At 41.2% G+C, this 14,538-nt stretch carries 13 protein-coding genes; all 13 read left to right on the forward strand.

Going from position 1 to position 14,538, the window contains the following annotated elements; genetic code table 11:
* Window positions 1-734 precede the first annotated feature (734 nt).
* The 13 genes from J2S25_RS17670 (at window position 735) to J2S25_RS17725 (ending at window position 14,119) form a co-directional block, all read left to right on the forward strand.
* Window positions 735-1,004: a hypothetical protein gene (locus J2S25_RS17670; protein ID WP_044395739.1), complete on the forward strand. Its 270-nt coding sequence runs from the start codon at window positions 735-737 to the stop codon at window positions 1,002-1,004.
* Window positions 1,005-1,030: 26 nt separating this feature from the next.
* Window positions 1,031-1,315 (forward strand): hypothetical protein, encoded by a 285-nt coding sequence (locus J2S25_RS17675; RefSeq protein ID WP_052807082.1) that lies wholly within the window; start codon window positions 1,031-1,033, stop codon window positions 1,313-1,315.
* A gap of 181 nt (window positions 1,316-1,496) precedes the next feature.
* On the forward strand, window positions 1,497-2,141 hold the full coding sequence (locus J2S25_RS17680; protein WP_052807083.1) for a hypothetical protein: 645 nt from the start codon (window positions 1,497-1,499) through the stop codon (window positions 2,139-2,141).
* Window positions 2,142-2,332: 191 nt separating this feature from the next.
* Window positions 2,333-4,486, forward strand: coding sequence for a PQQ-dependent dehydrogenase, methanol/ethanol family (locus J2S25_RS17685; protein WP_241768533.1), 2,154 nt, complete (start codon window positions 2,333-2,335; stop codon window positions 4,484-4,486).
* Window positions 4,487-5,777: 1,291 nt separating this feature from the next.
* Complete coding sequence (locus J2S25_RS17690; protein WP_307192516.1) at window positions 5,778-6,803, forward strand: Bug family tripartite tricarboxylate transporter substrate binding protein; 1,026 nt, start codon at window positions 5,778-5,780, stop codon at window positions 6,801-6,803.
* 54 nt (window positions 6,804-6,857) lie between these two features.
* On the forward strand, window positions 6,858-7,313 hold the full coding sequence (locus J2S25_RS17695; RefSeq protein ID WP_044395461.1) for a tripartite tricarboxylate transporter TctB family protein: 456 nt from the start codon (window positions 6,858-6,860) through the stop codon (window positions 7,311-7,313).
* 37 nt (window positions 7,314-7,350) lie between these two features.
* Window positions 7,351-8,877, forward strand: a complete 1,527-nt coding sequence (locus J2S25_RS17700) for a tripartite tricarboxylate transporter permease (RefSeq protein ID WP_044395463.1) — start codon at window positions 7,351-7,353, stop codon at window positions 8,875-8,877.
* 71 nt (window positions 8,878-8,948) lie between these two features.
* A complete protein-coding gene (locus tag J2S25_RS17705; RefSeq protein ID WP_307192517.1) occupies window positions 8,949-10,535 on the forward strand; it encodes an ATP-binding protein in 1,587 nt (528 codons plus the stop codon).
* A 3-nt stretch (window positions 10,536-10,538) separates the two neighbouring features.
* The gene (locus tag J2S25_RS17710) at window positions 10,539-11,243 is read left to right on the forward strand and encodes a response regulator (RefSeq protein ID WP_307192518.1); all 705 of its coding nucleotides are present in this window, start codon (window positions 10,539-10,541) and stop codon (window positions 11,241-11,243) included.
* A gap of 222 nt (window positions 11,244-11,465) precedes the next feature.
* Complete coding sequence (locus J2S25_RS17715; protein WP_307192519.1) at window positions 11,466-13,121, forward strand: RNA-binding protein; 1,656 nt, start codon at window positions 11,466-11,468, stop codon at window positions 13,119-13,121.
* A gap of 420 nt (window positions 13,122-13,541) precedes the next feature.
* Window positions 13,542-13,646 (forward strand): GNAT family N-acetyltransferase, encoded by a 105-nt coding sequence (locus J2S25_RS20130; RefSeq protein ID WP_431305978.1) that lies wholly within the window; start codon window positions 13,542-13,544, stop codon window positions 13,644-13,646.
* A complete protein-coding gene (locus tag J2S25_RS17720; protein ID WP_431305979.1) occupies window positions 13,603-13,818 on the forward strand; it encodes a GNAT family N-acetyltransferase in 216 nt (71 codons plus the stop codon). Before J2S25_RS20130 ends, J2S25_RS17720 begins: the two co-directional genes overlap by 44 nt.
* Before the next feature lie 22 nt (window positions 13,819-13,840).
* Window positions 13,841-14,119: a hypothetical protein gene (locus J2S25_RS17725; protein WP_044395470.1), complete on the forward strand. Its 279-nt coding sequence runs from the start codon at window positions 13,841-13,843 to the stop codon at window positions 14,117-14,119.
* Window positions 14,120-14,538 lie beyond the last annotated feature (419 nt).

Raw genomic sequence — 14,538 nt, forward strand, 5'->3', positions numbered from 1 at the left:
GGTCAGTTTTCGTTGGCTAGGAAAAGCAACGATAAGTCGAGAAGCCCCCACTTCAAGCGACCTGTAAGGGTGGTAAGTGGTGGGAGTAGTTCACTTTCTTACGGCCACACTCATCGTTGGAAGGGAAAGTACCAGTCCTTCAACTGAGGTGCTTCAACTGCCGAACATGCCTGCCAGATGGGCCATACTGATTGGTTTATCCCAAAATTGGATTGAAGGGCGAACATCCTAACCATTGTCAAGAGAGATTGACTAACGTTTTTACAAGTTCCCTGTGAAATCCTTCACCTAGAATTGATTTTTCATTGAACTTTTGACACTCCCCTAACGGATGGCATAGGGGTCATTCTCAATTTAGAAGGATGGGGGATAACATAGTTGATCATCTTAGCGGTGCGAAAGTTCCCCACTGTCTTATTTCAAAGAAAATTAATTGCTGGTATTGGAATCTATACTACTAGTGTGGACTTGAATCCATGAGGTATTGTACCTCTTCCAATTTGCTATTAATTGATTCCTATAATTCAATGATTTTTTTCCTCTGCTCTTCTGTCAATTCAATTCACCTCCCTCTTTTTTTACATTATTCGTCAAATGGAAGGTTTTTCCTTTTATATGTCGAATATTTCGAAGCACTTTATAGGGTGAAGAGTTATTCTTCGAAAGAGAACTTTATTCAGTAATCATCGCAATATTTTCAAGTGCTAAGAAGCAGGATAGTTTTTTAAACTTTTTTGTTAGTAATTAAAAAGAATAATAAACGTGAAGAAAAGGCTGCTGAAGAACAATCTTCCAAAATCACTGAGGTAAAACCCGTTGCTGAACAAGCACCAGAGAATCATCTTTTTGTCAGTGATCGGATTCCGAGCGATTTCGTCAATCTTGTAAAATACTTTTACCCAGCCGTAAAATCCATCGAGGAATTCTGGCGGATGAGAAAGGTCCGTGTCGCTGGAATCCTTCAAGCAGCTCGTCCGGAAGCTGAAATCGAAGGTGGAAGTTAGTTGAAGGACGGTATCCAAATCTTTATGTGGCAGCCAAAATTGCTGCTATAACAGGAGATAAATCAACCTATATTAAGAATAGAGCATTTGATAATGAACATTATAAAAAACTTATTATTTCCTTTATTAACCAATATGGGTCCGCAAGTAGACAAGATATAGATAACTTGTTATTGGATAAGCTATCTGATGCATTAGATGCAAATCAAAAAAAGAAAAAAGTAACAAACCTCTTGTACGAAATGCATAAGAAAGACCAAATGATTATTAATAAAGGCTCCAACAAGAAGCCGAAATGGGTACTTTTATAACAATGTTTTATTTCTTTTAAGAACTAATTTAGAAATAAAAAGATATAAAAGTTGAGAATTTTAGATATAAAATAACATGGGTGTTGATTAACCAATAAAATCCAACAAAATAATACCAAAAAGGACACCCTTCTTGTAGAATGTAGTTTGCCAACAAACAAACTACAGAAGAGGTGCCCTCATGAAAAAGAATACCACATTCCATAACTTGTTTCAAAAGATTGTTTCAGAAGACGAAATAGCTGTCATTCGAGATGTTATCGGTTACAAGGATACGGCACGTAAACTGGATGTGTTAACACTCATTAATTATTTGCTTTCCGCTTCAATGAATGAACTTAAAAGTTACCGAGACTGTGCGGATGTAGGCGACCAATATGGACTTCCAAAGGTAAATCATTCCACTCTTTCTAAAAAGGCTGGTCATATGGACTATAACATCATGAAGAAATTATTCCATTTGGTTGTTTATAAATGCAACCGTATGACACGCCGAGTATTAAAGATTCCAAAAAGATCTTCTTTTAGTGGACTCCACCACGATAACAGTGGGAAAGTCGCGCCTAGCTTGGGCCCTTTATCATGGAAAACGTGCGGGAATCAAACTGCATGTCAGCTCAGCTATTCCCCACTAACTGAAATGCCACTTCAAGTTGTTGAAACGACCGGACTTTTACATGATGGGCCGATTGGCGAGCAGTTAGTAGATTCTCGATTTATCATGGTGGAAGATCGAGCCTATTTTAAGATCAAACGAATCGATCAATTTACTGTAGACCAGCAAATGTTTGTTATTCAAAGGATAAGTTTGTCTAATTTTGGATAATCACCACTCATGATCCTCTAATTTAATCAGCTGGCCCAAAAAGGTACAGGTTGGGACCATTTTATCAACTCCTTTTGAGGGAAAAGTTACATAAAAATAAGAATATTCAAATTATTTAATAATATTATATAATTAGGATAGTCTTTAGAGGTTCGAAATATAAAAATTTTCCGAAAGAGAGGATGAAAAGGATGGGGAAGAATAAGCCATTTATTGTAGGTGCATTTCTAATCATTACCTTAGTATTTATGGTGTTGCTGACCATTCGAATCGAAAATAAAACAGTTGATGTATCAGGAGATGCGCCTAATCCTGAAACGGCTTCAGATGAAATCGATTTCAAACCTGAAGTTGTAGATCCAATTGCACCAGCCTTTACTGGAGTTGATTTGAAAGCGCTGCCAAATGAAAATTGGTTTGCAAATGGCGGGAGTGTATATAATCAACGTTACTCTACGCTAAATGAAATCAATACATCTAACGTGGCAAACTTAAAAGGAAAATGGGTAACTCATCTTGGTTCTGGTCTAGAATTTAAATACTCTGGTGAGTCCAGTCCGATTGTCTATAATGGTGTCATGTATGTCAATACAGGTGCCCATGAAGTTTCTGCACTAGATGTAAAAACAGGAGACGTTCTTTGGACTTACAAGCCAGACCTTCCACCATTAGAAACGGTGTGTTGTGGATGGACGAGTCGAGGTGTTGGGATTGGAGATGGGCTTGTATATGTAGGATTATTAGATGCAAGATTAGTAGCACTCGATCAAAAAACGGGCGAGATTGTTTGGGAGACAAGGGTTGAAGATTGGAAAAAAGGTTACACCATCACAAGTGCCCCACTTTATTATAATGGCAAAGTCTATACTGGTTTAGCAGGCGGTGAATATGGTATTCGTGGAAGACTTACTGCCTTTGATGCTAAAACTGGAAAAGAGCTTTGGAGGTTTTATACGATTCCAGGACCTGGTGAAATTGGCCATGATTCATGGCCAAGTGATAATGATTCTTGGAAACGGGGTGGGGCGCCAGTCTGGCAAACTCCAGCGGTCGATCCTGAATTGGGAATCCTTTATTTCTCAACAGGAAACGCAGCACCTGATTTAGATGGAAGTATAAGAAATGGAGATAATTTATTCGCTGCCTCCATAGTTGCGATTGATGCAGAAACAGGCGCTTATAAATGGCATTTCCAAGAGGTACACCATGATATTTGGGATTTAGACGCACCAAATCCGGTCGTTCTTTTTGATGTAACGATTGATGGAAAGGAAAGAAAGGCTCTTGGTCAAGCAGGTAAAACCGGTTGGGTCTACTTCTTAGACCGCACAAACGGGGAGCCGTTAATCGGTATTAATGAAACTCCTGTACCACAAGATGAAAGACAAGCGACCTCCCCTACTCAGCCGATTCCTGTCGGAGATTCCTTTGTTCCTCAAATTGTAACCAAAGAGGATGTGGAAAAAGATCTACCTAAGTATGGAGGAACATATGGAAAGATATTTGACCCATTTTGGGATGAAGCTCTACTATTAAAACCATCTGCATTTGGAGGGGCTAATTGGCCACCATCTGCCTATAACCCGGAAACGGAATTGTTTTATGTACTGGGAACTGATATGTATATGAATTTCACTAAGAGTGAAGAGGAATATGAGGAAGGTGAAATGTACATTGGGAGTATTATTGCCCCTGTAAATGAAGCACCCGTTAGAGGGACGATCACCGCACTAGATGTCAAAACGAATAAAATCGTTTGGCAGCAGGTATGGGATTCTATGGCTTACAGTGGAGTCTTAACCACTAAAGGTGGATTAGTTTTTGTTGGACATAATGATGGAAGACTCATCGCTTTTGATGCTAAAACAGGTAATCAAGTTTGGGAATTCCAAACAGATGCAGGAGTTAATGCACCTCCTGTCACCTATGAAGTGAACGGTGTACAATATATATCCGTACTTGTTGCAGGTAACTCATTAGCAGGTTCTGAACATGGCGACTCCTTATGGACATTTGCTCTTGATGGTGATATTGCTTCAGGGGAAGTCGCAGCTGGGGACGATACGAATTCCGATGAAGTAAGCGGCCAAGAATTGGTTGCTAATGTAGACGAAGGTCTAAAAATATATGAAGGAAATTGTTTAGCCTGTCATGGTAAAGGTGGGGAAGACGGGCATAATGGTCCTAACCTTAAATTAAGTAATATAACAAGTGATGAACAAAAAGTCATTGAACGAGTGAAAAAGGGCGGAACCACCATGCCAGCATTTGAAAAAATTTTGACTGAGGATCAAATCAATAATGTTGCTGCTTATATTACTGAGGTGATAGCTAAAGATAAATAACGAAACAAAGTGATAGTACTTTAAGAGAAAAAAGTAGTAATAGGAATGAATTGATAGAATTGAGTTTTAGTCGCGATGGGAGGGTGGTTGGTTGTCTTTCATCTTTCCTTTGGTAGGAAGGTCAGTGATGATCATGGAGGAATCATTCCAAATAGCGAAAGGTGTTGTAGGTCTAACAACATTTTTCATATCGTCATTTAAACAATAGAAAACCTGGCCATAGGAAATATAAGAGTGGTTTTCTAGACAAAGATTAATAATTTTGAAACCATTACCTGAAGGGAGTGGTTCAAGGGAGAAGTGTTATCGGCACTTCTCTTTTTTAATAGTATCAGAATTTATATGTTGACCGTTTTTTTGCAATTGCGGGAAAATCGAGGCATGGAGCCAAATATTCTTAAATGGATCTTTTTTGTTGATAGACACGAAGGCGAAAAACGTCTCGAGGAGTTAGCGGCAAACGGCTTGCCTAAGCGTTGGGCTATGTACTAATGCTGGACAAATTTATTTTGACAGGTTTGGGGGTAGCGAGCGAAAAGTTGTCAAGAAAGCTCCGTTATTTTGACAGGTTTGAGGGTGTAGAGCGAAAAGTTGTCAAGAAAGCCCCGTTATTTTGACAGGTTTGGGGTGGTAGAGCGAAAAGTTGTCAAGAAAGCCCCGTTATTTTGACAGGTTTGAGTGTGTAGAGCGAAAAATTGTCACGAAACCATCGTTATTTTGACAGGTTCTATGTTCTTATCAAAAAAACCGATCCTGTGAGGGTTTGGGGTGAAATTATTTATTTGGATGGTGATAGGCTCGGTTGCGATCGGAATAGGTTAGAGCGAAGCGAGGAGGAGGCTCGCCAGTTGCTCCGCGGAAAGCGAGTGTCTGGAGTAGAAATCGATTATCCGCCAAACCAAAAAAGGACCGGGCGCAGTTTGCCCGGTTTTTCTTAGAGATGGGGTCCTGTGCCATTCGGAATGCAAGGTAGTGGTACACTCAATGATCTTCTGAAGTTGATATTGTAATAGTAATGATGAATTTGTCATCGGAATTTAAGATAGCGGCACTTTCATTCACCCACCTGCTATCTTTAGTTAAACGCTTGGTAATGGTGAATGTGACAAAGTTATGGTTATAGCGTTTGTGATATTTTAAGTCCAACAGAACAGTCACTCTGTCAAAAACCCACCCGTGAACAAAATGAACAAAATGTTTACTAAGTTTTTAATGCTGTTTAAATGAATAATCAATTCTATTTTCAAAACCGTTGTAAAATTAAGAAAACGCTTACAAGGGGGAGTTGCAAATGTTTTTGAAAAATAAGATTTCTGTGGTTTTATGTGCGGGGGCACTGGCAATAAGCCTTGGTGCTTGCAGCAATGATGCTCCTGCATCCTCGGCTAAAAAAGAAGGTTCAGGTTATCCTGACAAAACTATTACGGTGGTGGCACCATCAGGAGCAGGCGGTGGCTGGGATTTAACTGCACGTTCATTGACTAAGGTTTTGAGTGAGACAAAGATTGTGGAGCAGCCTTTGACAGTTGAGAACAAGCCGGGCGGCGGAGGTGCCGTGTTTATGGCCGAATATGCTACGGCGCAGGCAGAAAATAATGAAATGCTTTTTGTCAATTCACCTCCGATTGTTATCAACAATCTGAAAAAAGAAGGGAACAGCCCATATGGAGTGAAAAATACGACGCCACTGGCCCAGTTAACAAAGGATTATGGTGCCATTGTTGTAAAAGAGGACTCTAAATTCAAAGACCTGGAATCTGTTCTGAAAGAGGTAAAGAAAGATCCTAGTAAACTCACATTCGCCGGAGGATCCGCGCCTGGCTCCATGGACCATCTGATTTCGGTCCTTCCAGCTTATGAATATGGCGTTGATCCAACGAAAGTGAAATATGTTTCTTATGATGGCGGTGGAGAAGCCATTACGGCACTGCTTGGCGGGAACGCTGATGTCATTGGTACGGACGCATCCAGTGTAAAAGAGTTCTTGAAGGCTGGTAAGGTAAGAGTGCTGGCGGTAACTTCTGCTGAGCGTCTATCAGGTGATTTCAAAGACATTCCAACAGCAAAAGAACAGGGAGTGGATGCTGAATTTACGATTTGGCGCGGTGTGTTTGGTCCTGAAAAAATGTCAGAAGAAGCAAAAGCTTATTGGGAAAAATCACTTGAAAAGCTCGCGAACTCCCCAGAATGGAAGAAGGAAGTAGAGAAACAGGGGTGGGATCTTGATTATAAGAATGGCGAAGATTTCAAAAAGTTCCTAGAAGAGCAAGATGGCCAGGTTCAGCAATTATTAGAAGCCCTGGGTATGCAGAAGTAACCAATGCTGGAGGAGGGTTTTCCTCCCTTCCCCCATTCTTGAAAGGAGTAAGCAATGAGTATTCAATTCGATCGGATTGCCTCGATCCTATTCTTGGCTACAGGTGTTCTATTTATTGTTGGGAGCAGACAGCTTGGGAGTTCTTCATATGGCAGCTCCGTTGGTCCTGATATCTTTCCTTTATTACTTGGTATCATTCTTGTTTTGTTAAGCATTCGTTTGTTTTATGAAACAATGGTTGCCAAAACACAGCATAGTTCGAAAAAAAAATTACTGTATAAACCTTTTTTGATCATCTTTTCCGCTACATTGGTTTATATTTTGACATTGGAAACAATTGGGTACGTCATCACAACGTTTTTATTTTTATTTGTAAGTTTTCAAACGATGGAACGCTCTAAGGTGATTACTTCCCTTATCATATCTGCTTTTTTTTCCGGATTCGTTTATTTTATGTATGTTGAAGTATTAAAAGGGACGCTGCCAGGATGGCCAATTTGGCTTTCATAATTTATGGTGTTGCTTTTTTGAAAGGTGGTTGTAGAAAATGGGTACACTCGATTATTTATTTCAAGGCTTTGAAACAGCCCTCATTTGGTATAACCTCATTTTTGCCTTCGTTGGAGTATTGATTGGGACCGCCGTAGGCGTGCTCCCGGGGATTGGGCCAATGAGCGGAGTAGCGCTGCTTATTCCTGTTACTGCATCAGCTACTGGCTGGCTGCCGCCGGAATCCGCTGCAACAAGTGCGATCATTTTACTTGCGGGAGTCTATTATGGAGCCATGTACGGAGGTTCCACCACCTCCATTCTATTGAATACACCTGGGGAATCATCCTCGGTGGTCACAACGTTGGACGGTTACCAGATGGCCAAGAAAGGGAGAGCAGGCAGTGCCTTATCGATTGCGGCAATTGGTTCATTTGTCGCCGGGATCGTTACGCTTGTGGCCCTTATAGCTTTAGCCAAGCCTCTATCATCGGTTGCGCTGAAATTTGGTCCTGCAGAATACTTTTCATTGATGCTTTTAGGACTTGGGGCTGTCAGCGGCCTGGCCGGAACATCTGTGACAAAGGCATTAATCATGACTGTTGCTGGATTATTGTTGGGAACGATCGGAATTGATAATGTTTCAGGTATTGCCAGATTCACTTTTAATGTTCCGTGGCTTTATCAGGGAATTGAGTTCCTGACGATTGCGGTTGGATTGTTCGCGCTTGGTGAGGTTTTTAAGACGATATTGGAAAAGGATGAAGAAGAGGGAGAAATCGCAAGGATTAATAACTTGCTTCCTTCCAAGGCTGAGCTGAAAGAATCAGCTGCACCGATTGCACGTGGTTCCATATTAGGCTTCTTTGTTGGGATCTTGCCAGGCGCAGGGGCAACTCTTGCATCCTTCTTTTCTTACATTTTAGAAAAAAAGATCTCAAAAAATCCTTCGAAATTCGGGACGGGAACCATTGCAGGGGTTGCAGCACCGGAATCAGCCAATAATGCTGCGTCAGGCGGTGCACTGATTCCACTATTAACATTAGGGATTCCTGGTTCAGGGACAACGGCTATTTTAATGGGAGCCTTGATGATGTATAACGTCCAGCCAGGTCCATTATTATTTGAAGACCACCCGCAGGTAGCATGGGGACTGATCGCCAGTATGTTTATCGGCAATGTTATGTTATTGATCTTGAATCTTCCACTGGTAAAAGTGTTTGCAAAAATTATTCAAACACCTAAACAATTTCTGATTCCAATGATTATTGCCATCTCGATTTTTGGTGTCTATGCTGTCCAGGTATCAACAAATGATCTTTTGCTTTTATTGGGCTGCGGGATATTAGGATATTTCCTCAGCAAAAATGATTATCCCATTGCTCCGCTTGTACTCGGGCTAGTGCTTGGGCCAATGGTTGAGAATAACCTGCGACGGGCCTTAACGATTTCAAATGGGGATTTTAGTATATTTGTATCACGCCCTATTTCTCTCGCGTTTCTCCTAATTACCCTGTTATGGCTTGTGATTCCGCTATTGATGAAAAGGCGGGGCAAAGAAGTTATTATCAATGCAGAAGGTTGAATAGTTAAAATAGTAAAAAAACTCCTTTCCATAAGGAGTTTTTTTACTATAATGAGGATAGAGGTGTTGATGTGAGGCTACATTCCAAATTAATGCTCTTAATAGTGATTCTTATTCTCTTGATTGGCGGTATTTTTGAAATCACCTTTAAAAATATTCTCGAAATGAATATGAAGAAGGAAATTGGCTCGAAAGCGCTGGCAGTGGCTGAATCCGTTGCCAATATGCCACAAATTGAAGAAGCTTTTTACGAGGATGATCCAGCTTCTATTATACAGCCGATCGCCGAAAGGATTCGGAAACAAGTAGGAGCAGAATTTATTGTGATTGGCAACAGAGATGAGGTGCGATATTCCCACCCAAATCCTGTGCGGCTGGGACAAAAAATGGTTGGAGGGGATAATGGCCATGTTTTTAAAGGAGAATCAGTTATTTCGGAGTCTGTTGGGACATTAGGCCCTTCTCTAAGGGGCAAAGCCCCCATTTTCAGCAAGGGAGAAGTGGTAGGTGTGGTGTCTGTAGGATACCTTCAGACCGATATTGAAAAGGAAATCTCGACTATACAGAAAAAAATTTTCACTGATACGTTTCTTATTTTAATAGGAGGCTTGATGGTGGCATTTCTGATCACGTTGAATATAAAAAAGGCTTTGTTCGGTCTTGAACCAAAAGAAATTGCTTGGATGTATCAGGAGAAACATGCCATATTGGAATCCATTCATGAAGGCATCATTGCCATTGATACTGATGGACGTATCACTGTTGTGAATGAAAACGCTCACAAGATTTTGAGGGTGCCGAATGAGGTTCTTCTTCGTGGAAAAAGAATCGATGAAGTATTGGAAAATACGCATCTTCTTGCAGTCGTTGCTACAGGACAAGCAGAATACGATAAGGAGATTATGATATTTGGAGAAGTCTATTTAGCGAATAGAATTCCCATTTTTAATAAGAAAAGCGATGTGATCGGGGCAGTCGCAAGCTTACGAAGCAAGTCAGAGCTGGCCAAGCTGATGCAGGAATTATCCCATGTAAAAGCCTATGCAGAAGGGTTGCGTGCCCAAACCCATGAATATTCCAATCGGCTTTATACGCTTCTCGGCCTGATCCAGCTAGGGTCTTACAAGGAAGCCATCGACTTCATTTCTAAGGAAGTTGATGTAGCGCAGGGATTCATTCAATTTTTAATGAAGGAAGTACCTGACCCAATCATTGCTGCCTTCGTCCTTGGAAAATTCAGCCTGGCAAGTGAGTTGAAGGTTGATTTTACAATTGACAGGGAGAGCAGCTTTAAAGATGTGCCAAATGAAATTGACAGAGATCATTTGGTGACCATTATTGGGAACCTGATCAATAATGCTTTCGAAGCTGTTAGAGAAAACGGGAAAGCTGAAAAAAGAGTCATGCTGTTCCTGACTGACCTTGGCAAAGAATTGATTATTGAAGTAGAAGATAACGGGCGGGGGATAGAAAGCGAAGACAACGAACACATTTTTCAAGAAGGTTTTACAACGAAGAAAAGGAATAGCAATTCAGGTATTGGTTTAAGCCTTGTGCAAAATGCGATTAATCAACTAGGTGGTTCCATCACCTTTTCATCTAATCCGGGGGAAGGCACAATTTTCACTGTAGCGATACCAAAAAGCAGGGGGAAGTGAACAATGGAGAAAAGAGACATTGAAGTACTGATTGTCGAGGATGATTTAAGGATAGCCGAAATCCAAAAACGGTTTATTGAACAAATCGAAGGATTTCAGGCTGTCGGGATTGCAGCCGGTTATGTAGACGCTATAACCTTAATCGAGATTTTAAAACCAGATTTGCTTTTGCTCGATGTTTATTTTCCGGATATGAACGGCCTCGAATTGTTGAGGGAACTGAAGCTGCAGTCCAAGCAAACCGATGTCATTATGATCACGGCAACGAGGGAAATTGAAAAAGTTCAAGAAGCGATCAGTATTGGAGTTTTCGATTATATTATCAAGCCTTTAGTGTTTGAACGATTTAAGCAATCCTTGCTGAGATATCAGGATTATCATGAAAAATTATCGCAATTAGGTAAAGGGAATCATGTTATCACACAGCAGCAGGTTGATAAACTGCTTCGGAAAGAAACGACTGAATTGAATAGTGATAAATCATACCTTCCGAAAGGGATCGACCCGCTGACACTTGAAAAAGTGATGGAGGTCATTGGAAAAGGTGGAGCGGGACTAACGGCGGAAAGTGTCGCAAAAGAAATTGGTGTGAGCCGGACAACGGCGAGACGTTACCTCGAGCATCTCGTATCCATCGAAAAGATAGAAGCGGATTTGACATACGGTAGTGTTGGGCGGCCGGAACGGGTTTATATGAGTATAGGATAACGAAAGCATAAGGACATGTTAACTGTGTAATCATACTCGAAAAAATGAACTTGTCCCCAATTTAAAAAAATTGTAAACCATAGGGTCTATTAGGGCTATACTTAAATGTTTCGTTTCCCGAATAAGACACGAGTACAAACGTCCCCTTGTCTCTTTCTGTGATGAAACTTTCCCCCGTTTGAATCGTATATGTAAAGGACAAATTAAAAGGGGATCTGAATATTGGGAAATATACTTCTATTTGCACTCTTAGTTGGATTGGTTTCCGCTTTGATTCTTGTACCTTTTTCTAAAAAACGGAAATCCTTGATGTTGTTGATCACAGCGGTTGTTCTGATTACAATTGGGACTTTTGCATGCTATTATCTATTTAATCTGGACCGGAACCTGTCGTCGCTATGGCCGTTCGCGATTCTGGTCACGCTTGGCGGAACGGCCTTTGCAGTTGGGAAGGAAAGAATCGTCAAGGGAAGCTTGTTTTTGCTGGCCTTGGTTGTCAGCGTGTATTTTATGATTGCCTTTCTTTTTAACGCCGAGGAAAAATATCAATCTGCGAAAATGACGGAAAAGACGGAGATTTCGACCTTCGATGAAAAAGAAACTCCGGCGAGTGTCCCGCCACAGTTCGCACGCAATAAGATGAAAAAGGCATTCGGCCAGGTTCCGAAAACAAGTTATTATGAGCTTGGCAACCTGCAAATCCAGAAGGTTAACGGGGAGTATGTCTATATCGCGCCTGTTGAATTTTCAGGCTTTTTCAAATGGTGGAGTGGCGGTTCCACACCGGGTTATTTTACCGTCAGCGCCACTGACTCAACAGCAAACCCGAAATTCAAGAAGTCTGAGATGGTTTACACCCCATCTTCATACTTCAATAAAAATCTCGAACGCCATATCCGCATGCAGTATCCGGAGGCAATTTTTTACGGAGATACCCAGCTTGAGATTGATGATGAAGGAAAACCTTATTATATCAGGACATTCGGAGAGTTCGTCTCAGCCCGAAATGGTTTTGAGGGCACAGGGGTTGTCGTCGTTGATCCGGAATCAGGCAAGACGAAGGCATATGCTTTGGTAGATGTACCTGAATTCATCGATGGTGCTGTTTCACCGGAAGCCGTCAGCCTGCAAAATAGCTATTATGGGAATTATATTCATGGCTTTTGGAACAGCGTATTCAGCAAGACGGATGTGAAGCTGCCTTCCGATGAAGGAACCGAAGCCCAGGTCAGCCCAATTTTCGATGCAAATGGCGATATGTATTATTTTACCGATTTTACCAGCCCGAAAGAAGGAGTCGACTCCATGCTTGGCTACGCTCTGACGAATTCGAGGACGGGGGAAGCGACTTTCTACACCGGAGACCTTGAAGAGTCCTATATGGATTCCGAGGGCGCGCTGCAGATCATTGAAAAGAAGTTCATCGAGAAAAAATGGTACGGGGAGATGCCGATCATCTACAACTTTTATGGAGAAGCAAGCTGGTTGTCAGGTGTACTTGATTCGAATGGTTTCCTGCAAAACTACTTCATCGTGTCAGCAGCCAACCCGGAGATTTCAGCATTTGGAGCCAGTCCGAATGAAGCACTGCGAAAATACAAAACGGCCCTGCAGCATGGCGGCGGAACAGTAGATGGTAGTTCAAAATCCGAAGAAAAGCAGGGAAGTGGAACCGTGCTCCGCGTCTATAAAGAAAAAACCGGCGATTACACCATCGTCTCCATCCTGCTCGACAACAAAAAGAACTACATCATCTCATCCGAAACCAATCCACTAGCAATTTATGTAAAAGAAGGCGACCAGGTGGACCTCAGATACATGGACACCGGTGAAACCTTCCTGCCAGTGAAGGAACTGAAGATACAAGGCTTGGAATAGTCTGTTTCGTACCAGACCCATCGTGTTTAAGCGGGGTCTGGTTTTTTTGTGTGGATAGGAATATACGATTGGTTTGCTAAAACACGAGAAACCGGAAAAAGAGGTCACCGATAATGGGTGTCCTAAAAAGATGTCGCTGTTGTCCTATGATTTATGCGAAAACTTTGCATAATAAGTACAAACTTTATATACCTTTTAACATAAAATAACAATTAGAGCCCAGCGATTTCCAGTTCGCGGAATTCCGAGGCGAATTCGCGGAATCAACCTGGATTTTCGCGGAATAACCAGCCGATTTCGCGGAATTAGTAACTAAACTCGCGGAATACCTTGAAAAATCATCCAAATTTAAAAGGAATATAATGTTTTTTGTTGAATTCTATCCTAATTAGGGGGGGAAGAAGGTTCTTTTTTACATGAATGGAGGAGTTCCCATGGTTTTCGATGCAATTAATAAGCAATGGGGAGATCGCTTATTGGATTGGAGAAGAATACTGGGGAAAAGGATATCCGACGGAGGCATGATAGATTTTGTGCTTCAGTAAAGGGCTACCACAAAGTGTATGCTCGTTATTTTCAGTCGAACCCGGCATCCGGGAAAGTGATGCAAAAGTTGGGCATGAAGCAAGAGGGCATTTTACTTAAACAGGTTGAGAAAGAGGTTGAAGACATAATCAGTAATGGAATCATCAAGTGAATTTTTAGTAGGGAGTGAGGGGATGAAAGAAAGGTTACATGGTTTTGCGATCATTGGTGCTTTATTCATTTTTGCCGGAGGAATTTTGACCTTTAAAAGTGTGTCATTTGGTACATCGATGGCTGAATCCTGGCTCGTTAGTCAGGGTGGGGCGGACTCAGGTCATTATCAAATTGTGATCACAAGTTATATTAATACCTTTTTAGTTGCTGGGGGAGTCATGCTGGGATTTGGGCTTTTGCTGACCACATTAATAACGTACAAACTGATTAAACCGAATGAAGAGACGAAGCATGGCTAAATTCTGTGCTTCTTTTTTTATTGCTTCAGTCTTACGGTTTAGGGCCTCGCCCTTTAGTATGATAAATGTCTTGCAAAGAGACTTCGAGGAACTACAAAGAATGAGAAAGCTGTTATTGAAGGGGCTATTTACGGGGAAGAATATCGATGGTTAAAGCGAAAGTGTCAAGCAGACAGACCAAAAGATACCCTTATAAGTGAGAAACGAGCACAAAAGGGTATCTTCAGCCGAGATACCCACACTTAAAGAGGGCAAAGGAATTCCTGTGCTCTTTTAATTAAGTCAATTCATAATTATTTCTTATCATTAATCATTAAAAACTTCAATTTCTCTTATCATGGTAGTAATTTTCTCACTCCTATTTTTTCCAGCTGGCATTATGTAAACGATTAATAACAATTTACAAAATATTGTTAACA

This window comes from Mesobacillus stamsii (assembly GCF_030814065.1).
Classification (GTDB): Bacteria; Bacillota; Bacilli; order Bacillales; family Cytobacillaceae; genus Mesobacillus; species Mesobacillus stamsii.

Excerpts from the sequence above, each read along its gene's own strand:
- J2S25_RS17695 (WP_044395461.1), top strand. The coding sequence starts at position 6,858 with ATGAGTATTCAATTCGATCGGATTGCCTCGATCCTATTCTTGGCTACA.
- J2S25_RS17725 (WP_044395470.1), top strand. The coding sequence starts at position 13,841 with ATGAAAGAAAGGTTACATGGTTTTGCGATCATTGGTGCTTTATTCATT.
- J2S25_RS20130 (WP_431305978.1), top strand. The coding sequence starts at position 13,542 with ATGGAGGAGTTCCCATGGTTTTCGATGCAATTAATAAGCAATGGGGAG.
- J2S25_RS17680 (WP_052807083.1), top strand. The coding sequence starts at position 1,497 with ATGAAAAAGAATACCACATTCCATAACTTGTTTCAAAAGATTGTTTCA.
- J2S25_RS17690 (WP_307192516.1), top strand. The coding sequence starts at position 5,778 with ATGTTTTTGAAAAATAAGATTTCTGTGGTTTTATGTGCGGGGGCACTG.
- J2S25_RS17710 (WP_307192518.1), top strand. The coding sequence starts at position 10,539 with ATGGAGAAAAGAGACATTGAAGTACTGATTGTCGAGGATGATTTAAGG.
- J2S25_RS17685 (WP_241768533.1), top strand. The coding sequence starts at position 2,333 with ATGGGGAAGAATAAGCCATTTATTGTAGGTGCATTTCTAATCATTACC.
- J2S25_RS17700 (WP_044395463.1), top strand. The coding sequence starts at position 7,351 with ATGGGTACACTCGATTATTTATTTCAAGGCTTTGAAACAGCCCTCATT.